The organism is Cupriavidus sp. 05N39 (assembly GCF_056397325.1).
The window spans coordinates 81,136-104,635 of the sequence record NZ_JBFTNE010000014.1; the positions used below are offsets into that span (position 1 = coordinate 81,136).

At 66.8% G+C, this 23,500-nt stretch carries 23 protein-coding genes; 15 read left to right on the plus strand and 8 right to left on the minus strand.

Annotated features, from left to right (window positions below; all coding sequences use genetic code 11):
- Window positions 1-234 precede the first annotated feature (234 nt).
- From AC1DN0_RS09555 to AC1DN0_RS09580, 6 genes are all read right to left on the minus strand, one after another.
- The gene (locus AC1DN0_RS09555) at window positions 235-1,125 is read right to left on the minus strand and encodes a phosphodiesterase (RefSeq protein ID WP_441628834.1); all 891 of its coding nucleotides are present in this window, start codon (window positions 1,123-1,125) and stop codon (window positions 235-237) included.
- Complete coding sequence (locus AC1DN0_RS09560; RefSeq protein ID WP_441628836.1) at window positions 1,122-2,189, minus strand: ABC transporter ATP-binding protein; 1,068 nt, start codon at window positions 2,187-2,189, stop codon at window positions 1,122-1,124. Before AC1DN0_RS09560 ends, AC1DN0_RS09555 begins: the two co-directional genes overlap by 4 nt.
- A complete protein-coding gene (locus tag AC1DN0_RS09565; RefSeq protein ID WP_441628838.1) occupies window positions 2,182-3,066 on the minus strand; it encodes an ABC transporter permease in 885 nt (294 codons plus the stop codon). The genes AC1DN0_RS09560 and AC1DN0_RS09565 overlap by 8 nt, the downstream gene beginning before the upstream one ends.
- Before the next feature lie 8 nt (window positions 3,067-3,074).
- Window positions 3,075-3,893 carry an ABC transporter permease gene (locus AC1DN0_RS09570; protein ID WP_441628840.1) on the minus strand — a complete coding sequence of 273 codons (819 nt, stop codon included), beginning with the start codon at window positions 3,891-3,893 and terminating at the stop codon, window positions 3,075-3,077.
- Between the two features lie 486 nt (window positions 3,894-4,379).
- Window positions 4,380-5,402: an ABC transporter substrate-binding protein gene (locus tag AC1DN0_RS09575; RefSeq protein WP_441629728.1), complete on the minus strand. Its 1,023-nt coding sequence runs from the start codon at window positions 5,400-5,402 to the stop codon at window positions 4,380-4,382.
- A gap of 53 nt (window positions 5,403-5,455) precedes the next feature.
- Window positions 5,456-6,520, minus strand: coding sequence for a substrate-binding domain-containing protein (locus AC1DN0_RS09580; RefSeq protein WP_441629729.1), 1,065 nt, complete (start codon window positions 6,518-6,520; stop codon window positions 5,456-5,458).
- A 447-nt stretch (window positions 6,521-6,967) separates the two neighbouring features.
- Here AC1DN0_RS09580 and AC1DN0_RS09585 point away from each other — a divergent pair, with 447 nt between their 5' ends.
- The 8 genes from AC1DN0_RS09585 (at window position 6,968) to AC1DN0_RS09620 (ending at window position 14,175) form a co-directional block, all read left to right on the plus strand.
- On the plus strand, window positions 6,968-7,633 hold the full coding sequence (locus tag AC1DN0_RS09585; protein WP_441629785.1) for a fumarylacetoacetate hydrolase family protein: 666 nt from the start codon (window positions 6,968-6,970) through the stop codon (window positions 7,631-7,633).
- A complete protein-coding gene (locus tag AC1DN0_RS09590) occupies window positions 7,630-8,394 on the plus strand; it encodes a fumarylacetoacetate hydrolase family protein (RefSeq protein WP_441629730.1) in 765 nt (254 codons plus the stop codon). The genes AC1DN0_RS09585 and AC1DN0_RS09590 overlap by 4 nt, the downstream gene beginning before the upstream one ends.
- 28 nt (window positions 8,395-8,422) lie before the next feature.
- On the plus strand, window positions 8,423-9,883 hold the full coding sequence (gene hpaE, locus AC1DN0_RS09595; RefSeq protein WP_441629731.1) for a 5-carboxymethyl-2-hydroxymuconate semialdehyde dehydrogenase: 1,461 nt from the start codon (window positions 8,423-8,425) through the stop codon (window positions 9,881-9,883).
- Window positions 9,884-9,944: 61 nt separating this feature from the next.
- A complete protein-coding gene (hpaD, locus tag AC1DN0_RS09600) occupies window positions 9,945-10,793 on the plus strand; it encodes a 3,4-dihydroxyphenylacetate 2,3-dioxygenase (protein ID WP_441629732.1) in 849 nt (282 codons plus the stop codon).
- A gap of 53 nt (window positions 10,794-10,846) precedes the next feature.
- Window positions 10,847-11,236 (plus strand): 5-carboxymethyl-2-hydroxymuconate Delta-isomerase, encoded by a 390-nt coding sequence (locus tag AC1DN0_RS09605; RefSeq protein WP_441629733.1) that lies wholly within the window; start codon window positions 10,847-10,849, stop codon window positions 11,234-11,236.
- A gap of 45 nt (window positions 11,237-11,281) precedes the next feature.
- On the plus strand, window positions 11,282-12,085 hold the full coding sequence (hpaH, locus tag AC1DN0_RS09610) for a 2-oxo-hept-4-ene-1,7-dioate hydratase (protein ID WP_441629734.1): 804 nt from the start codon (window positions 11,282-11,284) through the stop codon (window positions 12,083-12,085).
- Window positions 12,086-12,098: 13 nt separating this feature from the next.
- Window positions 12,099-12,902, plus strand: coding sequence for a 4-hydroxy-2-oxoheptanedioate aldolase (gene hpaI / locus AC1DN0_RS09615; protein ID WP_441629735.1), 804 nt, complete (start codon window positions 12,099-12,101; stop codon window positions 12,900-12,902).
- Window positions 12,903-13,167: 265 nt separating this feature from the next.
- Window positions 13,168-14,175: a Bug family tripartite tricarboxylate transporter substrate binding protein gene (locus tag AC1DN0_RS09620; RefSeq protein WP_441629736.1), complete on the plus strand. Its 1,008-nt coding sequence runs from the start codon at window positions 13,168-13,170 to the stop codon at window positions 14,173-14,175.
- Window positions 14,176-14,182: 7 nt separating this feature from the next.
- Here the strand turns inward: AC1DN0_RS09620 and AC1DN0_RS09625 are convergent, their stop codons facing one another.
- A complete protein-coding gene (locus AC1DN0_RS09625) occupies window positions 14,183-15,004 on the minus strand; it encodes a DNA-binding transcriptional regulator (protein ID WP_441629737.1) in 822 nt (273 codons plus the stop codon).
- A gap of 133 nt (window positions 15,005-15,137) precedes the next feature.
- On the opposite strand from AC1DN0_RS09625, the gene AC1DN0_RS09630 reads away from it, so the two are divergent.
- Genes AC1DN0_RS09630 through dmpG form a run of 7 tightly spaced genes read left to right on the plus strand, consistent with a single transcriptional unit; the run spans window position 15,138 to window position 22,833 of the window.
- Window positions 15,138-16,073, plus strand: coding sequence for an alpha/beta fold hydrolase (locus AC1DN0_RS09630; protein ID WP_441629738.1), 936 nt, complete (start codon window positions 15,138-15,140; stop codon window positions 16,071-16,073).
- Between the two features lie 35 nt (window positions 16,074-16,108).
- Window positions 16,109-17,974 carry a bifunctional 3-(3-hydroxy-phenyl)propionate/3-hydroxycinnamic acid hydroxylase gene (locus AC1DN0_RS09635; RefSeq protein WP_441629739.1) on the plus strand — a complete coding sequence of 622 codons (1,866 nt, stop codon included), beginning with the start codon at window positions 16,109-16,111 and terminating at the stop codon, window positions 17,972-17,974.
- A 1-nt stretch (window position 17,975) separates the two neighbouring features.
- Window positions 17,976-18,926, plus strand: a complete 951-nt coding sequence (locus AC1DN0_RS09640; protein ID WP_441629740.1) for a 3-carboxyethylcatechol 2,3-dioxygenase — start codon at window positions 17,976-17,978, stop codon at window positions 18,924-18,926.
- 17 nt (window positions 18,927-18,943) lie between these two features.
- Entirely contained in the window at window positions 18,944-19,735 is a 792-nt protein-coding gene (gene mhpD, locus AC1DN0_RS09645; RefSeq protein ID WP_441629741.1) for a 2-keto-4-pentenoate hydratase, read from the plus strand.
- 51 nt (window positions 19,736-19,786) lie between these two features.
- Entirely contained in the window at window positions 19,787-20,764 is a 978-nt protein-coding gene (locus AC1DN0_RS09650; RefSeq protein WP_441629742.1) for a Bug family tripartite tricarboxylate transporter substrate binding protein, read from the plus strand.
- A gap of 26 nt (window positions 20,765-20,790) precedes the next feature.
- Entirely contained in the window at window positions 20,791-21,741 is a 951-nt protein-coding gene (locus AC1DN0_RS09655) for an acetaldehyde dehydrogenase (acetylating) (RefSeq protein WP_477145677.1), read from the plus strand.
- 27 nt (window positions 21,742-21,768) lie between these two features.
- A complete protein-coding gene (dmpG, locus tag AC1DN0_RS09660; RefSeq protein ID WP_441629744.1) occupies window positions 21,769-22,833 on the plus strand; it encodes a 4-hydroxy-2-oxovalerate aldolase in 1,065 nt (354 codons plus the stop codon).
- Between the two features lie 199 nt (window positions 22,834-23,032).
- Here dmpG and AC1DN0_RS09665 read toward each other — a convergent pair whose 3' ends face one another.
- Window positions 23,033-23,278, minus strand: a complete 246-nt coding sequence (locus AC1DN0_RS09665; RefSeq protein WP_035871606.1) for a hypothetical protein — start codon at window positions 23,276-23,278, stop codon at window positions 23,033-23,035.
- Window positions 23,279-23,500: the final 222 nt, after the last annotated feature.

Below are 23,500 nucleotides of genomic sequence, written 5' to 3' on the forward strand. Positions count from 1 at the left end.
GTGTTCCGGGGCGGCCGTGCCGCGCCGTGCGCGCCCACGCGGTTTCCGGGATGTGGCCGGAAGGCACACTGGGGACTGCCTGCGCGACGCATGGCGGCCTTCTAGTCCGGAAAGATTATTTCACTCGCGGCCGCGGGGTGTCACCATACGGACGTGGGCGATTTCCGCGACTTGCCCATACCACTTTATTACCCACATCCACCCGGCTGTGGGTTTTTTTTGTCCGGCCGCCGCTCAGTCGATCAGTTTGCCGGCGGCATCGAAGAAGGGGTGGTCGGCACCGAATGCGCCGATGACCGCCGCATGGCTCACCAGCCCATGCAAGGAATGCCACCAGTGCAGCAGGTAGCCGGGCGGCTCCATGCGAAAGCGCGAAGCGGCCTGCGGGTCGAGGTCCAGCGTGACCTGATGCGCGGGCCCCGGCGCCGTCATGGCCACCGTGCCGCCGAAGCGGCACGTGATGTGCCGGTGCAAATGGCCGCACAGCACACGCTCCACCTGCGGATGCCGGCGCACCACCGCCTCCAGCAGTCCGGCGCCGGCCAGGCCCTGCTGATCCATGTGGCCGATGCCGGTGTGGAAGGGCGGATGATGGAGCATCAACAGCGTGGGCCGGTCCGGCTCGGCCGCCAGCGTGGCTTCGAGCCATGGCAGCGCGGCGGGATCGACCCGGCCGCCAGGCTTGCCCGGCACCGTGCAGTCGAAGGCAACCAGGCGCAACGGGCCGGCTTCCACGCTGTAGTGGATGGGCGCATCGCCATCGCCGGCGGCGAACAGGTAATCGTGATCCGCGAAGACACGGCGCAAGGTAGCCCGGTGGTCATGGTTGCCCGGCAGCAGCCGTACCGGCATCGGCAGGCCTTGCAGGATGCCACGCAGGAAGCGGTATTCCGCCTCGGTGCCGAAGTCGACGAGATCCCCGGTGATGACGACCGAATCCGGCCGCTGTGGCGCGTCCAGCAACGTGTCGATGCAGCGCTGCAGCGCGCCGGCGGTGTCCACCATGCGGTAGGACAGCTTGCCGCCGGCCTTGATGTGCAGGTCGGTGATGTGGGCGAGCAGGTAGGTGCCGGCCGGATCGCCGGGGTTGCCCGGATTGCCCGGAGTGCTGGTCAGGGAGTTCATGCTGCGAGCGCTTCGGAAAGCGTGATCAGGTGGCCGGTATCAAGGCGCAGGCCGACGCGGTCGCCCGCATGCCAGGCATCGCGCCGGGTGGTGTCGACGACCAGCGGCGCCGGTGCGCCAACGTCGACCAGCAAGCGCGTGTAGTTGCCCAGGAACAGCGCGGTGACGACCGAGCCGCCCAGGTGCGCCTCCTCGGCCCGGGCCAGCGCCACGTCCTCGGGGCGGAACAAGAGTTCGGCGCGGGCCGGCTGCGCGGCGCCCGCTGCGTTGTCCTGGCGCGGCACCAGACCACCCGGCACACGCCAGGCACCGGCTTCCGGCACCGCCGGCAAGCGGTTCATGGTGCCGATGAAATCCGCCACGAAGGCATTGGCCGGCGCCCGGTAGATCTGCTGCGGCGTGCCGGTCTGGGCAATGCGGCCGCGGTCCATCACGATGATGCGGTCGCCAAGCGCCATCGCCTCGGCCTGGTCGTGGGTGACATAGACGGCGGTGATATGCAGGCTGCGCAGCAACTGGTTGATGTCGGCGCGCAGCGCATCGCGCAGCTTGGCATCCAGCGCGGTCAGCGGTTCGTCGAGCAGCAGCACGCGCGGCTGTACCGCGATGGCGCGGGCCAGCGCCACGCGCTGGCGCTGGCCGCCGGAGAGCTGGTCGATGCGGCGCTCGGCGAAGGGCCCGAGCTGCATCATGGACAGCATCTCGTCCACCCGGCGGCGGCGCGCGGCGGGATCGGTCCGGCGCACGCGCAGGCCATAGGCAATGTTCTCCGCCACGGTCATGTTGGGAAACAGCGCATAGCTCTGGAACACCATGCCCACGCCGCGCTGCTCGATCGGCAGGGGCGTCACATCGCTATCGCCAAACATGACCACGCCGCCGGGATCGGGGAATTCCAGCCCGGCGATGATGCGCAGCGTGGTGGTCTTGCCGCAGCCGGAAGGACCAAGCAGGACCGCGGTTTCGCCGGCGCCGATGTCGAGGTCGAGGGGTTGCAGCGCCAGCGTACCGTCGGCGAAGGTCTTGCCGCAGTGGCGCAGGGTGATGGGGGTCGGTTCATGCATGGCGGGCCTCGGATGGGGAAAGCGGATCGGTGCCGGAGATCGCCCCGGCGCCGCCGCTGTCGGCAAGCGGCTGGTGCTTGCGGGCGCGCGCGCCGAGCGCGGAGAGGCCCTGCATCAGCACCAGCAGCGGAATGATCATGAAGAAGAACACGATGGTGTAGGCCGAGCCGATCTCCAGCCGCATCGATGCATAGCTATCGGCCAGACCCACGGGCAATGTCTGCGTGGTGGGCGTATGCAGCATCCAGGTCAGGTTGAACTCACCCACCGAGAGCGTTACCACCATCAGCGCTCCGGCCAGGATGCCCTGGCGGCAGTTGGGCAGCACCACCGTAAAGAAGCGCTGCAGCCGGCTCGCGCCCAGGCTGGCGGCGGCGTCTTCCAGCGTGCGGATATCGATGGCCGACATGATGGCCAGCACCGAGCGCACCATGAACGGCAGCGTGAACAGGACGTGGCCCACCAGGATGAATACCCAGCTGGTGCGGAACGCCTGCCAGCCGCCATAGAGCAGGATCAGGCCGAGGGCGGTAGCCAGGCCCGGCACTGCCACCGGCAGCATCAGCAGCTCTTCGATCAGGCGCGTGATGCGGCCGCGCCGCAGCGCCATGTAGTAGGCCGCCGGCACGCCCAGCACCAGCGTGCAGGCAAGGCAGGCCAGTGCGATGCCCAGCGACAGGAAGATGGTATTGCGGTAGAGCGACCATACCTCCGCCAGCCAGCGCGTGGTCAGGCCGCTGGCTATGCCAATGAAGATATTGTTGGTCAGGCCGGCCAGCACCGACATCACCACCGGGACCACCATGAAGAGGCAAACCAGGAGCGTGAGCGCGAGTTGCAGCCAGTAAGCGTTGCCGCGGCGGGAAGTCGTAGTCATGGCAATCCTCATGCGGTGGCGGCGACGGCGTCGCCCGAGAACCAGCGCGCCAGCGCCAGCAAGGCCCAGGTGACCGTGCCGAGCAGTACGGACAGGGCTGCGGCCATGCCGAAGTTGGCGTAGTTGGTGAACTCGTTGTAGATGGTGAGCGGCAGTACATCGAGCTGCGTCGCCAGCGTGAAGGCGGTGCCGAAAGCGCCCATGCTTGTGGCGAAGCAGATCGCGCCGCTGGAGATCATGGCGGGCATCAGGGCGGGCAGCATGACGTCGCGCACCACGCGCCAGCGGCCTGCGCCGAGCGAGCGCGCGGCTTCTTCCAGGGAGGCGTCGAGCTTGGCTACCGCGGCCATCACGGTCAGGATGACGCGGGGGATGGAGAAGTACAGGTAGCCGACGAACAGGCCGGTGAGGCCGTAGGCGAAGGTCCAGCGGTCGCCGGCTAGCCAGTCGCCTGCCATGGCCAGCAGGCCGTTGCGGCCGCCCAGCATGATGACCATGAAGCCGATGACTACGCCGGGGAAGGCTAGCGGGAAGGTCAGCATGGCTACCAGCAGCGCTTTGCCGGGGACGGCGTTGCGTTGGAGGAAGGTGCCGGTGATGCCGGCGATGATCAGGGTTGCCAGGGTTACGGTTGCCGAGAGCAGTACCGTTACCATCAGGCTGTGAAGATAGCGTTGGCTTGAGATTACGGTCCAGTAGACGCTTGCGCCTTTTTCTCCGGTGATGCTGATGGCCAGGAGTTTTGCCATTGGGAGGCAGAAGAAGGCGGTGAAGAGGATTAGGGCCGGGAGGGCGAAGAGGAGGAGGGGGGGGCTTTGTTTGGGCATGGTTGGGGATGCTCCCGGGGTTTGAAAATCAACTTCAACTTCCAAGGCTTAAAACCTTAAAGTCAAAGGCGGTTTCACCCCCCTGCGGGGGGCGACCTACTTTCTTGTCTTGCCAAGAAAGTAGGCAAAGAAGGCGCGCCGGATGGGGCGACACCCCCTCGGGATCCGACGAAAAGAGCGGCCGGGGCCCAAACTCGCATCGCCTTAAGGCGATACTCAAACATGGGTCCCTCTTTTCCGCTCTTTTCGCCGGATCCCGAGGCGCCCCATACGGCCTGGTACACCTTGACGGCTCGCTTCGCATCGCGTTGAGGTGTGGACCGCCCTTGGGGGCGCTCCACACGGCTACACCCTGCGAGGTTTGAATCGACTTGCTCCCCTCTCCCGCTTGCGGGAGAGGGCGGGCGCAGGCAAAGCGATGGCGATGCAACCAACTCAGCCTGCCTCATCAAGCATCGTAGGGCCATCGCGCGAGCAGCCATCCGCTCATCGGACCTCCTTCAAATACTGGTCGCTAAACCCTTTCTGCGCTTCCGCCATCTTGCCGAAATCCACGGGCTTGGCGCGCGCATAGTCCGCCGCGGGCAGGAACCTGGCTTGCACTTCGCTGGGTATCGCGGCGCTGCGCACCGGCCGCAGATAGGCGTTGGCCCATAGCGCCTGTCCGGCATCGGACAGGACGAAATCAAGCACCTTCTTGCCTTCGGCTTCGTGCGGGGCCTTGTTCACCAGGCTCATCACGTAGGGCACCACTACCGTGCCTTCCTTGGGGATCACGAAGGCCACGTTGGATTTGTCCTTGTAGCGTGCGCGATAGGCATTGAAGTCGTAATCGAGCAGGATCGGGATCTCGCCGGAGAGCACGCGGGCATAGGCGGTCTGCTTGGGCACGATGGGCTGGTTCTTCTGCAGGTCGCGGAAGTATTTGAAGGCGGGGCCGAAGTTGTCCATCGAGCCGCCCAGGGCCTGGTTGATGGCGACGGCGCCGACGTAGCCGACGAAGGCGCTGGCGGGGTCGAGGTAGCCGATCAGGCCTTTGTATTCGGGTTTGAGCAGGTCGGCCCAGGATTGCGGCACGGGCTTGCCGCGCAGGGCGTCGACGTTGACCATGAAGCCGAGCGTGCCCGAGTGGATGGCGAACCAGTTGCCTTGCGGGTCTTTCAGGCCGTCGGGGATGTCGTTCCAGTGGGCCGGCTTGTAGGCGGCGGTGACGCCGTCTTTCTTGGCCTGGATGCCAAAGGTCACGCCGTAATAGACCACGTCGGCGACCGGGCTGCCTTTCTCCGCGACGAGTTGCGCGAGCGACTGGCCGGAGTTCTTGTTGTCGTGCGGCACCGTGACGCCGGTCTTTTCCTTGATGGCGCGGATCTGCGAGGCCCAGTCGGCCCATTCGGGCGGGCAGTTGTAGCAGATCGCGGTTTGCGCTGCCACGCCCTGGCTGAAGGCGGCGGCGCCGAGTGCGATGGCGATCCAGCGTAGCGGCTTGGGCCAGGTACGGCTTGCTTGCATGGTGAACTCCTTGAGTAGCGGACTGGGGCTGGGAAAAGCGGGTGGAAGACGGTTCATGCCGGCGCGGCGACGGTGCCGCCCAGGCGCAGGGTGTGTGGCAACAGGGTGATGCGTCCGGGCCTGGCGCCGTCCTGCTTGCCGGTGCCGGACGGCGCGAAGCGCGCAAGCAGACGCGCGACGGCGCGCTCGCCGATTTCGGTATTGGGTTGGACCACCGATGCCAGTGCCGGCTCCACCAGCGCGCCGAGCGCAATGCCGTCGTAGCCGAGCACGGAGATGTCGCGCGGCACGCGCAGGCCGAGCCGTTTCAGGTCCGAGATCACGCCGATCGCGAGCAGGTCATTGGTGCAGAAGAAGGCGGTCGGCGCGTCCGGCCCCACGGCCAGCGCGCGGATCTGTTCGGCGTTGCTGGCCGTGTGGGTGGGCAGGCATGCCGGTGGCGCGGGTTCCAGGCCGTGCGCCCGCATGGCGTCGCGGTAGCCGTCGAAGCGCTGGCGGGCACGGTCGGATGCGATGAAGGCGCCGGATACCACGCGGATGCGGCGGTGCCCGGCGGCGATCAGCGCTTCCACGCCTTCGCGGGCGCTGGCGCGGTTGTCTACCGAGACGGAATGGCGCTGGCTGCGGGCGGCAGCCTGGTTGTAGGTCAGCACGTAGGGCACACCTTCCGCGTCGAGCTGGTCGAGCACGGCGCTGCGGGCGGCATCGGCCACGGTCAGCACCATGCCGTCCACGCGGTGGCGCAGCAGGTATTCGATGCGTTCGCGCTCGCGCGCCGGGTCGTAGGCGCTGGTCACCAGCATCAGCGAGTAGCCGGCGGCCAGCGCTGCGTCTTCGATACCGCGCCAGCATTCGGCGAACACGGCGTTCTCCAGTGTCGGCAGCATCACGCCAATCATGCGGCTTTGCTGCGCGCGCAGTTTGCTGCCAAGCAGGTTGGGGCGGAAGCTGAGTTTCCGCGCTGCGTCCAGCACGCGCTGCACCGTGCCTTCGCGCACCAGCGCCGGGCTGTTGAACGCGCGGGACGCGGTGGCCAGCGAGACGCCGGCCGTCTGCGCCACGTCAGCCAGGGTGGCGGCGTCGGGCAGGGTGGGCGATCGGTCCTGGTTGCGCTTCACGTGTGTCGTTCCGGTCTCGGTTAGCGAAGAAGGCATGGCGGCAGAAATGAAAACGTTTTCATTCAAGCTGCAAAAAAATCGGGTAGCAAGCTCTTTTGCTGCTGCGGCGCATTAGTAAATTTGCGCTGCAGCAAGGCCTGACCCGGTACAGGGCGAAACCTGCCAGCGGCCGCAGAATGTGCGAGAAGCCGGACGGCACAAAGCACTTGAAACTCCCGCGCAATCTTATTAACATGTTAAGTACAGGCGGCGCCAACGGGCGATCCGCCACGACGATCCGCAAGCCGGGCAATGCAATGGCCGGGCGCAGAGCGGGCGCAACCAGACAGGAGCACGATGCGACAAGCCAGAATCGCTGCCGGCGGCCGGCCGGTGCGGGCAATGCCGGTGGACGAAGCCACCTTGCTGCCGTGGGACGGGGCGCGCGCCCTGCGTGAAGACGAGTTCATGTGGCAGCCCGCCATCACCGGCACGGTCTACGGCACGCTGCTGAATTTCAAGGGCGCGCTCGCGGCCCTGGGCGACAGCGTCAACGCTGCGCCGTACCAGGCGCCTCCGGCCGGACCCATCCTCTACATCAAGCCCGCCAATACACTGGCCGCCCACGGCAGCGACGTAGCGCTGCCGCCGGGGCAGGACACGCTGGAGATCGGCGCCGCGCTGGGCATCGTGATCGGCTGCCGCGCCACGCGCGTCGATGCGGCGCGGGCCGCGGACTATATCGCCGGCTACACGGTGGTGTCGGACGTCAGCGTGCCGCATGCCAGCTACTACCGCCCGGCGGTGCGCCACAAGTGCCGCGACGGCTATTGCCCGATCGGCCCGTGGGTGACCGCGCGCGAGCAAGCGGGGAACCCCGATACGCTCATGATGGTAGTGCGCATCAACGGCGAGGAACGCCAGCGCAATCACACCGGCAACCTGCTGCGCCCGGTGGCGCAATTGCTGGCCGATGTCACCGCCTTCATGTCGCTCGAAGCCGGCGATGTGCTGCTGGCGGGCGTGCCGGAAGGCGCGCCGCTGGCGCGTGCCGGCGACACCGTGGAGATCGAGATCGAAGGCGTAGGGTGCCTGCGGCACAGGGTCGTGGCAGCCATTGGGGAGACCGCATGAGAACCGCACGCGTGGCCTTCGATGGCCTGATCCATAGCGCGCAACCGGTGGGCGAGGGCGCACTGCGCCTCGACGATGGCCGTGTGGTCAGCGAGGACGCGGTGACGTGGCTGCCTCCGCTGGCGCCGCGCACCACGTTCGCGCTCGGCCTGAACTATGCCGACCATGCACGCGAACTCGCCTTCAAGGCGCCGGAAGAACCGCTGGTCTTCCTCAAGGGGCCGGGCGCGTTCATCGGCCACCGCGCCCACACCATCCGGCCCGAAGGCGTGAAGTACATGCACTACGAGTGCGAGCTGGCGGTGGTGATCGGCAGCACCGCACGCGGCGTCAAGGCGGCGCAAGCCTACGACTACGTGCGCGGCTACACAGTGGCGAATGACTACGCCATCCGCGACTACCTGGAAAACTACTACCGCCCCAACCTGCGGGTGAAGAACCGCGACACCTGCACCCCGCTCGGACCCTGGCTGGTCGATCGCGACGACGTGCCGGACCCGATGAACCTGGCGTTGCGCACCACCGTCAACGGCAAGCTGACCCAGCAGGGCAACACGCGCGACATGATCTTCGGCATTCCGTGGCTCATCGAATACTTCAGCAGTTTCATGACGCTGGAGGCGGGCGACGTGATCCTCACCGGCACCCCGGAAGGGCTGGCCGATACACAGCCGGGCGATGAAATCGTCACGGAAATCGAAGGCGTGGGGCGGCTGGTCAACACCATCGCCTGCGCCACCGGATACGGCAGCGTGCGCTGATACGCCACGCGCCAACAAGGAGGAAGACATGATCAAGCACTGGATCAACGGCAAGCAGGTCGACAGCAAGGACACCTTCGTGACCTGGAACCCCGCCACCGGCGAGGAGATCGCCACCGTGGCCGCGGGCGGCGAGGCCGAGGTCAACGCCGCGGTGGCGGCGGCCAAGGCGGCTTTTCCGAAGTGGGCCAATACGCCCGCCAAGGAGCGCGCGCGCATCATGCGCAGGCTGGCGGACCTGATTACCGAGCACGTGCCGCACCTGGCCGCGCTGGAAACCCAGGACACCGGCCTGCCGATCGCGCAGACCGGCAAGCAGCTGATTCCGCGGGCCGCCGAGAACTTCAATTTCTTCGCCGAGGTGTGCGTGCAGATGAACGGCCGCACCTATCCGGTCGACGATCAGATGCTGAACTACACGCTCTACCAGCCGGTGGGTGTGTGCGCGCTGATCTCGCCGTGGAACGTGCCCTTCATGACCGCCACCTGGAAGGTCGCGCCGTGTCTGGCGCTGGGCAATACCGCGGTGCTGAAGATGTCGGAGCTGTCGCCGCTGACGGCGGACCAGCTCGGCATGCTGGCGCTGGAAGCCGGCGTCCCGGCCGGTGTGCTCAACGTGGTGCAGGGCTACGGCGCCAGCGCGGGCGACGCGCTGGTGCGCCATCCGGATGTACGCGCGGTGTCGTTCACCGGCGGCACCGCCACCGGCAAGCGCATCATCGAACGCGCCGGCCTGAAGAAGTTCTCGATGGAGCTGGGCGGGAAGTCGCCGGTGCTGGTGTTCGACGACGCCGACCTGGAGCGCGCGCTGGATGCCGCGCTATTCACCATCTTCTCGATCAACGGCGAGCGCTGCACCGCCGGCTCGCGCATCTTCGTGCAGGACACCGTCTATGACGACTTCGCGCGCAAGTTCGCCGAGCGCGCCAGGCGTTTGCGCGTGGGGGACCCGACCAGCGAGCAGACGCATGTGGGCGCCATGATCACCCAGCAGCACTGGGAGAAGGTCACGGGCTATATCCGCCTGGGCGAGCAGGAGGGCGCCACCATCCTGGCCGGCGGCGCGGAACGTCCGTCCGATCTGCCGGCGCACCTGCGCAACGGCAACTTCGTGCAGCCTACCGTGCTGGCGAATGTGGAAAACCACATGCGCGTGGCGCAGGAGGAAATCTTTGGCCCGGTGGCCTGCCTGATCCCCTTCAAGGGCGAGGATGACGGCCTGGCCATGGCCAATGACACCGCCTACGGCCTGGCCTCGTATATCTGGACGCAGGACGTGGGCAAGGTGCACCGGCTGGCGCGCGGCATCGAGGCTGGCATGGTGTTCGTCAACAGCCAGAACGTGCGGGACCTGCGGCAGCCTTTTGGTGGCACCAAGGCGTCCGGCACCGGGCGCGAAGGGGGCGAGTTCAGCTTCGAGGTGTTTGCGGAGGTGAAGAACGTTTGTATCTCGATGGGCGGGCATCACATTCCGCGCTGGGGCGTTTGAGAGCACCCGGCGCGCCGGGTGGGCTGCGAACCGGCGCCATGACAAAACAGGAGACACCGCAATGGGCAAGCTTTCACTCGCCGCCAAGATCACGCACGTACCGTCGATGTACCTGTCGGAGCTACCCGGCAAGCACCACGGTTGCCGCGAAGCGGCAATCGCCGGCCACCGCGAGATCGGCCGGCGCTGCCGCGAGCTTGGGGTCGACACCATCGTAGTGGCCGATGTGCACTGGCTGGTCAACGCCGGCTACCACGTCAACTGCAACGCGCATTTCGAAGGCATCTACACCAGCAACGAGCTGCCGCACTTCATCAAGGACATGGCCTATGCCTACGACGGCAACCCCGAACTGGGCCGCCTGATCGCCAGCACCGCGACTGAACGTGGCGTGATGACGCGCGCCCATGAGATCGCCAGCCTGGAACTGGAATACGGCACGCTGGTGCCGATGCGCTACATGAACGCCGACCGCCACTTCAAGGTGGTGTCGGTCGCGGCCTGGTGCGCCTGGCACCAGCTCGACGAGAGCCGCCGCTTCGGCGCCGCGCTGCGCGAGTCCATCGAGGCCAGCGACGCCAATGTGGCCTTTCTCGCCAGCGGCTCGCTGTCGCACCGTTTCAACGACAACAACAGCCCCGAGGAAAGCATCCACCAGATCAGCCGCGAGTTCTTCAAACAGGTGGACCTGCGCGTGGTGGAACTGTGGAAGCAGGGCGACTGGGCCACCTTCTGCCGCATGCTGCCCGAGTACAACGAGCACTGCATCGGCGAGGGCGGCATGCACGATACGGCCATGCTGCTTGGCTTGCTGGGCTGGGACAAGTACGACCAGCCTGTCGATATCGTCACAGACTATTTCACCAGTTCCGGCACGGGCCAGATCAATGCGGTCTTCCCGGTGCGCTGACGGATCACTGGATCGCTGGATCACTGGATCACGACTCACCAACGAGGCCGCCAATGCCCCACATCATCGTCGAGTACACCGATAACATCCGGGCCGAGGCGCGCGTGCCGGCCCTGCTCAAGACCATCAACGACGTGCTGATCGCGCAGGACGGGGTGTTTCCCACCGGCGGCATCCGCTCGCGCGCGCTGGCACTGACCGACTACCGCATGGCGGACGGCGAGGAGGACTATGCCTTCGTCCATATCACGCTGAAGATCGGCGCCGGGCGCGCCGAGGCGGTAAAGAAGACGGCTTGCGACGCGCTGTTCGAGGCCGTCAAGGCGCACTTTGCCGAGCTGTACGCGCGGCGCTACCTGGCGCTGTCGATGGAGCTGGTTGAGTTCAACGAGGGCGGCAGCTACAAGCACAACAACGTCCATGCCCGCTTCAAGAAAGCCTGACCGGCGCCACGCCCACTCAATCTCAACGCTACCCACGGAGACCCCATGCTCAGCCCTGAGCTGATTCGCCAGCTTGCCCATCGCCTGCACGATGCGGAACAATCGTGCAAGCAGATCCGGCAGATCTCGCTGGACCATCCCGACATCACCATCGAAGACGCCTACGCCATCCAGCGGGAATGGATCGCGCACAAGCTGGCCGGGGGCCGCACCGTCAAGGGCCACAAGATCGGCCTGACCTCGCGCGCCATGCAACTGTCCTCGCAAATCGACGAGCCCGACTACGGCACTTTGCTCGACGACATGTTCTTCCAGGACGGCGCAACGATTCCCCCCGGCCGGTTCATCGTGCCGCGCGTGGAGGTGGAACTGGCCTTCGTGCTTGGCAAGCCGCTCAAGGGGCCGCACTGCACGCTGTTCGACGTCTACGACGCCACCGCCTACGTGATCCCCGCGCTGGAGATCATCGATGCGCGCAGCCATTCGATCGACCCCGACAGCAAGCGCCCGCGCAAGGTGTTCGACACCATCGCCGACAATGCCGCCAATGCCGGCGTGGTCATGGGCGGCCGGCCGGTGAGGCCCTTCGATGTGGACCTGCGCTGGGTCTCGGCCATCATGTCGCGCAATGGCGTGATCGAGGAAACCGGCGTGGCCGCCGGCGTGCTCAACCATCCGGCAAACGGCGTGGCCTGGCTGGCGAACAAGCTGCATCCGTTCGGCGTGAGCCTGGAAGCGGGCGAGGTGATCCTTGGCGGCTCCTTCACCCGGCCGGTGGCCGCCAGCCCGGGTGATACATTCCAGGTGGATTACGGCGCGCTGGGCGCCGTGGCTTGCCATTTCGCATGAATCCGAGGCCATCATGGAATTTCCCCTCAATACCTTCAAGCGCGCGCTCGCCGCGGGCGAGCAGCAGGTCGGGCTCTGGCTCGGGCTGGCCAGCCCGTACGCGGCCGAGGTGCTCGCCGGCGCCGGCTTCGACTGGCTGCTGATCGACGGCGAGCACGCGCCCAACACGGTGCCGTCCATCCTGGCGCAGTTGCAGGCGCTGGCCGCCTATCCGGTGCAACCGGTGGTGCGCGCGTCCTGGAACGACACCGTGCAGATCAAGCAACTGCTCGACCTTGGTGTGCAGACGCTGCTGGTGCCCATGGTGCAGGACGCCGTCGAGGCCGCCGCCGCCGTAGCGGCGACGCGCTATCCGCCGGAAGGCGTGCGCGGCGTGGGCAGCGCGATGGCGCGCGCCTCGCGCTGGAACCGCGTCGATGGCTACCTGGGCCGCGCCAACAGCGAGATGTGCGTGCTGGTGCAGGTAGAGACGCGCGCCGGGCTTGAACATCTGGACGAGATCGCGGCCACCGAAGGCGTGGACGGCGTATTCATCGGCCCGGCGGACCTGGCTGCCGATATGGGGCACCTTGGCAATCCGGGCCATGCAGAGGTACAGAGCGCCATCGCCGGCGCTATCGCGCGCATCCGCCGCGCCGGCAAGGGGGCGGGCATTCTCAGCGCCGATGTGGCGCAGTCCCGCAAGTACATGGCCCTCGGGACGACGTTTACCGCGGTTGGCGTGGATGCCACGATGCTGGCCCGTGCGGCGGAAAGCCTGGCTGCGCAGTTCAAGGGGCGGGGCGGTGCCGGGGCCGGCGGGGACAAGACGTACTAGCCGGAGCCGGCCGGTGCGCCAAAACCGTCTGCAATGACGACGGCTGTTACTCCTTCTCCCCTCATGGGGAGAGGGTTGGCGCGGTTTGGCCAGGAACCACTGGAAGCGGAGCCAATGGTTTTTTCCGGCACGAAGGCGTAACCAGCGCCGGCCCTTTCCCCCGCCCCCTTTTTCCGCAAGCGGGAGAGAGGAGCAGATCAGCGTATCCGAGGCAGGTCCCATCCTGGCAGCACGAAAAACAAGAGAGGAAGCGAGGAGTCACAATATGCAAACATCAGCCTGCCCGCCATGCGCGCGCTCGCTCTCTATCGCGCGGCAAACATTCCGTGCTGCGGTCCTGCTGACGGCATCGCTCTGCGGCGTTACCCAGGCCCTGGCCGCCGATCCCCCCGCACGCTGGGTGGTGCCCTCTACCGCGGGCGGCGGCAGTGACCTCGCCACGCGCATCGTCGCGCAGACGATCGCGCCGGTCATGCACCGGAACATCGTGGTCGACAACAAGCCCGGTGGCGCCACCATCCTGGCCGCGCAGGACGTGGCCAAGGCCCGCGCCGACGGCGCCACGCTGCTGACCGCCGGRCAGGGCATGCTGGTGCTCAATCCCGCGCTGTACCGTAAGCTGCCTTACGACGTCGGCAGGGACTTCACGCTGGTCACCTCGCTGGTGAAGCTGCCGGTGGTGCTGGTGACCAACCCGGCTCTGCCGATGAATACGCTGCCCGAGTTCATCGCCTGGATAAAGGCCGGGCAGGGCAAGGCGACCTATGCCTCGGTGGGCGCCGGCAGCCCGCATCATCTGAGTGCCGAACTGATGCTGGACCGCGTGCAGGCCAGCGCGGTGCATGCGCCCTACAAGGGCACCCTGCCGGCGCTGCAAGACGTGGCGGGCGGACAGGTCGATTTCATGATGGCTGACCTGTCGGCAGCGGTGCCGCTGATCCGCGCCGGCCGCCTGCGAGCGATTGCGCTGCCCGCTGAACAACGATCGGCGGTACTGCCGGATGTTCCGACCTTTGCGCAAGCCGGCTTGCCGGGGTTCACGGCCTTTGCCTGGCAGGGCGTGGTAGTGCCGGCCGGCACGCCGGCCGCTTCAGTCGACAAACTCAACGCGGCGATCACGGCCGCGCTGAAGGATCCGGCTGTGGTCAGGCAGATGCAGGAGCTTGGCCTTGAACCCATGGGCGACACGCGGGCAGGATTTGCCGAGTTCGTGGAGCGTGAGCGCGTGAAGTGGGGAGCCTTGATCCGCGCGCACAAGATCGCGCTGGACTGAGCCGCGCCTAGGTGGTCTGCCGTGCTGGCACGGGCGCGGCCATGCCTTCCTGGACACGATTTGCGATGTCCTGCAGCGGCGCAACGAACCGCTTGATCGCTTCTTCCTCGCTCAGGGCGCGCGCGAGATACACCACGTTCAGGCTGCCGCGCACGCGGTCCTGATACCGGATCGGCACGGCGACGGCGCCGATCTTGCGCTGCTCGAGCCAGTCGCCGCGATTGGAGCCAAAGCCATCCGCGCGCACGCGCTCCACCAGCTTGCGGACATAGGCTGCGTTATTGGCCAGCGCCGCTTGTTCTTCGCCCCCCGCCCCCGAACGGAGCAGGTTGAGGATATCGTCCCGTTCGGCGTCGCCGCAATACGCAAAATAGGCCCGCCCGGCTGCCGTCGAGAGCATCGGCAGGCGCCGTCCCACCATCGCACGGTGAAAGGACAGCGGGCTGAAGCGATGGGTGGTTTCGCGAATGATCATGGCGTCGCCGTCGGGCGTGGTCAGGTCGGACGGCCACAGCACGCGCTGCAAAAGTTCTCCCATCAGCGGCGCGGCGATGGTGGAGATCCACTCGTCGTCATTGAAGCCTTCACTCAGGGCCCGTACCTGCAGCGTCAGGCGATAGCTGTCGTCCGACTCGCTGCGGCGCACGTAGCCTTCCGCGATCAGCGTCTCCAGCAGGCGCCTGACCGTGGTGCGGTGCAGCCCGGTCAGTTCGCTCAGTTGCAGGGCGGTCCCGCGCCCGCTTTCCATCCGGTTCAGCGCCTTCAGCACGTCCAGTCCACGGCTAAGCCCGCGCACGCTGGCATACGGGGAGGTTCGGCTATGCGGCATAAATTACCCTAAAAAACCCTTTTAAATCAACGTTGTGCACTCCTTGCACATTCTGTTCGTTTTTTTGTCGGGATGCAATCGGGTCTCTACACTCCGCTGTACTACTTAGACATTCACGAACGAAGGAGACACGATGCCCAGCGCCGCCACCAGCCTCAAGCCCGTCCAGTCCAGCCAGGCCAGCCAGCCGTTCCAGAGCATCTGGGGTGAGTTGCGCGGCGTTTCCTTCAGCCAGGGCTGGCTCGATGCCAAAGGCATCCGCACCCGTTACCTGCATGCCGGCAGCAGCGACAAGCCAGCACTGATTCTGCTGCATGGTGTCGGCGGCCACGCCGAGGCTTATGTACGCAACCTGCAATCGCATGCCGAGCATTTCGACGTATGGGCCATCGACATGATCGGCCACGGCTGGACCGACAAGCCGGCAGGCGGGCGCGAGATTCCCGATTACGTCGACCATGTGATCCGCGTGATGGATTCCCTGGGCATCGAGCGCGCCTCGTTCAGCGGTGAGTCGCTGGGCGGCTGGGTGGCCTCGCGACTGGCCATCGACCATCCCGAGCGGGTGGAGCGGCTGGTACTGAACACGGCCGGCGGATCGCAGGCGGACCCGGTGGTGATGGAGCGCCTCAAGACGCTGTCGATGCGCGCCGTGGAAGAACCGGGCTGGGACTTCATCAAGGCCCGCGTGGAATGGCTGATGGCCGACAAGGCCAAGGCCTTCGACGACCTGATCGCCACGCGCCAGGCCATCTACGCGCAAGCGGGCATGGTCGAGGCCCAGCGCGGCAACATGGTGCTGCAGGACATGGAAACGCGCCAGCGCAACATCCTGCGCGCCGAGCACTATGGCCGCATCAAGGCCCCGACGCTGGTGCTGTGGACCTCGGATGACCCCACCGCCGATGTCTCGGAAGGCCGCCGCATCGCCACCATGATTCCCGGCGCGCTGTTCACGGTGATGGATGGCTGTGGCCACTGGCCGCAGTTCGAGGATGCCGCCACCTTCAACCGCATTCACCTGAACTTCCTGCTCGGCAACGCCGTGCCGGAAGCGACTGCGGTTTAAGCCCGCCAGATCCGCGAAACAGCAGGAGAGGAGACATGAACAACGCCATCGAGATGGCGGGCGGAGACGCTCGTCCGCAGGATCTTGCCACCGACGTCGCCATCATCGGCGCCGGGCCGGTTGGCCTGATGATCGCCAACATACTTGGCCTGCAGGGCGTGCGCGTCGTGCTGGTCGAGAAGCTGGACCAGATCATCGATTACCCCCGCGCCATCGGGCTCGACGACGAGGCACTGCGCGTGTTCCAGTCGGTCGGCCTGGCCGATGCGCTGCTGCCGCATACCACGCCGCACCACTGGATGCGCTTCGTCACGCATACCGGCCGCTGCTTTGCATCGATCGAGCCGCGCACCGACGAGTTTGGCTGGTCCCGCCGCAACGCCTTCATCCAGCCGCTGGCCGACCGCGTCCTGTATGACGGCCTGCAGCGCTTTGCGCATGTGAGGGTCCTGCTGGGCCACGGCATCGCGGCCTTCACACAGGACGAACTTGGCGTGACCCTCAGCGCGGAAGACGCGCAGGGGCGGGTCACTTCGATCCGCGCTGCCTATATGGTGGGCTGCGATGGCGGCAACAGCATCGTGCGGCGCACGCTCGATGTGCCGTTCGAAGGGCGCACCAAGCCAAACCAGTGGATTGTGGTCGACGTGCGCAACGACCCGATCGGCACGCCGCATATCTACATGCATTGCGACGCGACCCGCCCCTATGTCTCGGCCGCGCTGCCGCACGGGATCCGCCGCTTCGAATTCATGGTCATGCCCGGCGAGACGGAAGAGGAATTGTCCCGGCCGGAAAACCTCGCCGCGCTGATCCGCAAGGTGGTGGCCGAGCCGGACAAGGTCGACTACATCCGCAAGCGCGTCTATACGCACAACGCGCGGCTGGCGCGCACGTTCCGCGTCCACCGCGTGCTGCTGGCGGGCGACGCCGCGCACATCATGCCGGTCTGGCAGGGGCAGGGCTACAACAGCGGCATCCGCGATGCGAGCAACCTGGGCTGGAAGCTGGCGATGGTGGTCAAGGGCGTGGCGCAGGACCGCCTGCTCGACACCTATGGCGTGGAACGCCGCGCCCATGCGCGCTCGATGATCCACCTGTCGGAGGTGGCGGGCGACATCTTCGCGCCCGCCAGCCGCTTCGGTGCGTCGGTGCGCGACGGCCTGACGCGGGTGCTGAACGTGTTTCCCCCGGTAAAGCAGTACTTCGTGGAGATGCGCTTCAAGCCCATGCCGCGCTACGAATCCGGGGTGGTGCTGTTGCCCGGGCGCCAGCGGGACGACGGCTTCCTCGCGCGCTTGCTGGAGCGCTCCGGCAACTCGCCGCTGGGACGCATGCTGGGGCTGATGAGCGAGAAACGGGATTCGCTGGTGGGAAGGCTTGTCCACGGCCGCGATCCGGCCGGCGGGTCGCCGGTCGGGCGCATGTTCATCCAGCCGATGGTGCGGACCGAGGCAGGCCATACGGTGCGCCTCGACGACGTGATCGGCAATCGCTTTGCCATCGTTGCCTGGGGTGCCGACCCGACCTTCGGCCTGACGCCGCAAGCGCGTGCCGTCTGGGAAAAGCTGGGCGCCTGTTTCGTGATGGCCAAGCCCGATACGCAGCTCGCCTATCGCGACGATGTGCCGGACGGCGTGATTGCCATCGGCGATGCCGCCGGGCGCCTCAAGGAATGGTTCGGCAAGGTGCCGGACTCCGTGGTGCTGCTGCGTCCCGACCGCTTCGTGGCCGGCATGTGCTCGCCGCAGCAGGTGTCGGAGGCCATCCAGGCGCTGGCCGGGAAGCTTGCCCTGGCCGACGTGTCGCCGGCGGCATCTGCTGCCTCGGGCGTACTGCCTGCCCAGCCGGACGCGGCGCCGGTGCCCGGCCGCGCGATCGCCTTTGCGCGGGGAGCCTGACATGCCGATGCATCTCGAATGCCTGTCCCATACGCCGCTGCACGGCTATTACGATCCCGCACCGGAGATCGTGGCCGAAGTGGAGCGCGTGCAGGCCGCGGCGCGTGCCCGGGTACAGGCCTTTGCGCCGGAACTGGTGGTGGTCTTCGCTCCGGATCATTTCAATGGATTCTTTTATGACGTGATGCCGCAGTTCTGTATCGGCGTCGAAGCCAGCGCCATCGGCGACTTCAAGAGTCTCGCCGGCCCGCTCGATGTGCCGCGCGGCACTGCCATTGCGATGGCGCAGGCCGTGCTGGCCAGCGACGTGGACGTGGCCGTGTCGTACCGCATGCAGGTGGACCACGGCTGCGCGCAGGCGCTGGAAGTGCTGCTGGGCGGGCTCGGCCAGTGCCCGGTGATTCCCGTCTTCATCAACTCGGTGGCGCCGCCCATGGCGACGTGCCGCCGTGCGCGGCTGCTGGGCGAGGCCATCGGTGGCTTCCTGCAAGGCCTGGGCAAGCGCGTGCTGGTGGTGGGGTCGGGCGGCATTTCACATGAGCCGCCCGTGCCGGAAATCGCTTCGGCCAACGCGGAGGTCGCCGAGCGCCTGATTGCGGGGCGCAACCCGTCGCCCGAGTCGCGTGCTGCCCGCCAGGCGCGTACCGTGGCCGCCGCGCAAGCCTTCACCAAGGGCGACAGCCCCCTGCATCCGCTCAATCCGGCATGGGACAGGGCTTTCCTGGAACTGCTCGCCAGCGGCAACCTGGGCGGGGTGGATGCGATGCGCAACGACGACATCACGCGCGACGCCGGCAAGTCGGCGCACGAGATCCGCACCTGGATCGCCGCATTTGGCGCGCTGGCCGCCGCCGGGCCTTACCAGGCATCGGTCGAGTACTACCGGCCCATCGACGAATGGATCGCAGGCTTCGGCGTGATGCAGGCACGGCCTGCCACCGGGCACGCATAACCCAACCAGGATCAACCATGTCAAACCAGGAAATGACGCTCGCGCTTGCCAAGCGGCTGCGCGAGGCAGAGCAGACGCGCACGCCGGTCGAACCGCTGCGCGGCGAAATCCCGCCCGGCGATGCCGCGATGGCCTATGCCATCCAGCGCGCCAACGTCGACGCGTGGCGGGCTCAGGGCCGCCGCGTGGTGGGCCGCAAGATCGGCCTGACTTCGCCAGCGGTGCAGCGCCAGCTTGGCGTGGACCAGCCCGACTTCGGTACGTTGTTCGCCGACATGGTCTTCGGCGACGACGAGCCGATTCCGGTAGCGCGCACCCTGCAGCCGAAGGCGGAAGCCGAGGTCGCGCTGGTGCTCTGCCGCGATGTGCCGGAGGAGGACGCCACGCTGGTGGACCTGATCAACGCCATCGCCTACGTGCTGCCCGCGATTGAAGTGGTCGGCAGCCGTATCCGCGACTGGGATATCTCGTACGTGGATACCGTGGCCGACAACGCCTCCAGCGGCCTGGTGGTGCTCGGCGCTGTGCCCGTGCCGCTGGCCGGCCTGGACCTGAAGACCGTGAAGATGGAAATGCTGCGGGACGACGAGCGCGTCTCCATGGGTTCGGGTGCGGATTGCCTTGGCCATCCGCTCAACGCCGCGGTCTGGCTGGCCCGGAAGCTGGCCTCGCTGGGCGACCCGCTGCGCGCCGGCGACCTGATCCTGACCGGTGCGCTCGGCCCGATGGCCGCCGCCGGACCGGGGCAGTGCTTCGAGGCCCGCATTAGCGGCATCGGCAGTGTGCGGGCACGGTTCGCACAGGGCTAGCGCGCCGCGTATCAAGCGATTTACCCCATTAGAAATACACAAGGAGACAACATGAAATACGCAAAACCCATCCTGGCAGCACTGCTCGCGACCGTCGGCCTGGCCGCCAACGCCCCCGCCATGGCCGACACCTTTCCCAGCCGGCCGCTGACCATCGTCGTGCCGTTCCCCGCCGGCGGCGTGACCGACATGATTGCGCGCCAGATGGCGCAGCAGATGCAAACCGGTCTCGGCAAGCCGGTCGTGGTCGAGAACCGGCCCGGCGGTGGCGGCCAGATCGCCGCGCAATCGGTCAAGCGTGCCGATGCGGATGGCTACACCCTGTTTGTGGCCGCCACCGAAATGTTCGCGATCAATCCTGGTCTGTACCGCAATTTCTCGTACGACCCGCTCAAGGATTTCAAGCCGGTGACGGCACTGGCTTCGTCGCCGCTCGTGCTGGTGGTGCCGCAGGGCAGCCCGGTCAATTCCGTCAAGGAACTGGTGGCGCTATCCAGGAGCAAGCCAGACGGCGTGAACTATGCCTCGCAGGGCATCGGCTCGATCGGGCACCTGCTGGGCGGCCTGTTCGCCGACAAGTCCGGCGGCCATATGACCCACGTGGCCTACAAGGGCTCGGCCCCGGCCTTGCAGGATGTGATGGCGGGGCAGGTCGACATGATGTTCGACCCGGTGATCACCACCTCGCCGCTGATCAAGGGCGGCAAGGTCAAGCCGCTGGCCATCGCGGCGCCTCGCCGCTCGCCTTCGCTGCCGGACGTGCGCACGCTCTCCGAGCTCGGCATTGGCGGGCTGGATGCCGGCGTCTGGTTCGGCATGGTGGTCAAGACCGGCACGCCTGATGCCATCGTCGCGCGTCTCAATGAGGCGGCGGTCAAGGCGCTCAAGGCACCCGAGGTGACCAGGCGGTTTGCCGACCAGGGCCTGGAAGCGCTGCCCATGACGCCGCAACAGTTCGGCGCCTTCCTCAACAGCGAAAGCACGCGCTGGGCCCCGCTGGTCAAGGCCAGCGGCGCCAGCGTGGAATGACGCGAAACAAGCAACAGGAGAACGACATGACCCGCAAGCTGAAAGCAGCCATCATCGGTTCCGGCAATATCGGCACGGACCTGATGATCAAGATCATGCGCCACGGCGAGCAGATCGAGATGGGCGCGATGGTCGGCATCGACCCGGCATCGGACGGCCTGGCACGCGCCGCGCGCCTCGGCGTGGCGACCACCCACGAGGGCGTGGAAGGATTGACGCGCATGCCCGTGTTCGGCGACATCGACATCGTGTTCGATGCCACCAGCGCCGGCGCGCACGTGAAGAACGATGCGTTCCTGCGCGGCCTGCGCCCGTCGCTGCGCATGATCGACCTGACGCCGGCGGCCATCGGCCCGTACTGCATCCCGGTGGTCAACGGCGACGCCCATCTCGACGCACACAACGTCAACATGGTCACCTGCGGCGGACAGGCCACCATTCCCATGGTGGCCGCTGTCTCCCGCGTGGCGCCCGTGCTGTACGCCGAGATCGTCGCGAGCATTTCCAGCAAGAGCGCGGGCCCCGGCACGCGCGCCAATATCGACGAATTCACCGAGACCACCTCGAAGGCGATCGAAGCGATCGGCGGGGCCTGGAAGGGCAAGGCCATCATCGTGCTCAATCCCGCCGAGYCGCCGCTCATCATGCGCGACACGGTTTACTGCCTGAGCGAGATGGCGGAGCAGGATGCGGTCGCCGCGTCGATCGAAGCCATGGCCGCCGAGGTGCAGCAGTATGTGCCGGGGTACCGCCTCAAGCAGAAGGTGCAGTTCGAGACGATCCCGGCCAATGCGCCGCTGGTGGTGCCGGGCGTGGGGCGGGTGAGCGGGCTCAAGACTTCGGTGTTCCTGGAGGTGGAGGGCGCTGCCCACTATCTTCCCGCCTATGCCGGGAACCTCGACATCATGACCAGCGCCGCGCTGACCATCGCCAGGCGCATGGCCGGCGCCATGCTTGCCCAACGCGCTGCCGCCTGACGCGGCCGCTCATCAGGAAAGACTGTCATGCAAGACCAGAAGAAACTCTATATCTCCGACGTGACGCTGCGCGACGGCAGCCACGCCGTCCGTCACCAGTACAGCATCGAACAAGCCGTCCGGATCGCCAGGGCCCTCGATGAGGCCAGGGTCGACTCCATCGAAGTGGCGCATGGCGATGGCCTGCAGGGGTCCAGCTTCAACTATGGCTTCGGCGCCCATACGGACCTGGAATGGATCGAAGCGGTGGCCAGCGTGGTCAGCCATGCCAAGGTCGCCACCTTGCTGCTGCCCGGCATCGGCACCGTCCATGATCTCAAGGCCGCCTATGGCGCCGGCGCGCGCATCGTCCGCGTGGCCACGCATTGCACCGAGGCGGACGTCTCGCGGCAGCATATCGAGTACGCCCGCCACCTGGGCATGGAGGCGGTCGGCTTCCTGATGATGAGCCACATGACCACGCCCCAGCACCTCGCGGCGCAGGCAAAGCTGATGGAGAGCTACGGCGCCACCTGCTGCTACGTGGTGGACTCGGGCGGCGCGCTGACCATGAACGATGTCCGCGACCGCTTCCGCGCCTTCAAGGACGTGCTGAAGCCGGAAACCCGGACCGGCATGCACGCCCACCACAACCTGAGCCTGGGCGTGGCCAACAGCATCGTGGCGGTGGAGGAGGGCTGCGACCGCGTCGACGCCAGCCTTGCCGGCATGGGGGCCGGCGCCGGCAATGCGCCGCTGGAAGTCTTTATCGCGGCGGCGGAGCGCATGGGATGGAACCACGGCTGCGACCTCTACAAGCTGATGGATGCCGCCGACGACATCGTGCGTCCGCTGCAGGACCGGCCGGTGCGGGTCGACCGCGAAACGCTGGCGCTGGGATATGCGGGCGTGTATTCCAGTTTCCTGCGCCACAGCGAGGCCGCGGCGAGCAAATATGGCTTGAAGACGGTCGACGTGCTGGTYGAACTCGGGCGCCGGCGCATGGTGGGCGGGCAGGAAGACATGATCGTCGACGTGGCGCTGGATTTGCTGGAGGCGCGCAAGGCCAGCGAGGAAAAAGGTGCGAAGGCCGTTGCCCGGGATGCCGCCTGACAAGGGCCATCCGGCGCCGGTTTGCGGCAGCAAGGTAAACCGCCGCCGCAGGTAAGGCGTCAGCATGATCCATGGCGTCGCCCGGCCATTCCTCAATCCAGCTCAAACAAAAAGCCGCCTCCACGCAAGCACGCGGAGGCGGCGCCGGGCGGCGGCCTTGATTGCCGCCGCAAGCCAATTCGTTATGCCGGCAAAGTGATTAACGCTGGCCTTGCTGGCCGCTTTTCTGGCCTTGCTGGTTTTGCTGCCCAGCCTGGTCGGCCTTTTGGCCCTGTTGTCCTTGCTTGTCGTGCTGGCCGCCTTGCTGGCCTTGGCCACGGTCCTGCTGCTGTTGCTGGCCGCCCTTCTGGTCCTGGCTGCCGGACTGGCCGCCTTGCTGACCGGATTGCTGCTGTTGCTTGCTTTGGTCTTGCTGGCCTTGGCCGGGTTGCTGTTGCTGTCCCATTGTGCTCTCCATGGCGCGGCGGAATGCCGCGTTAATGGAGGGGTGCAAGGCGCGTGCCACGCTGCGGGTATCCATGCCACCTGCCGGTCACCCGAGATCGCGTGCGCCCCGCATTGGACCGGCTGGCAACGGTTTGCGCGTCTCCCTGGCCTTGCTTTTCTTTTGCCGCCACTAGTCGGGCAAGGGCACGATGTTCACGGCCCCGCACATGCCGGGCACTAT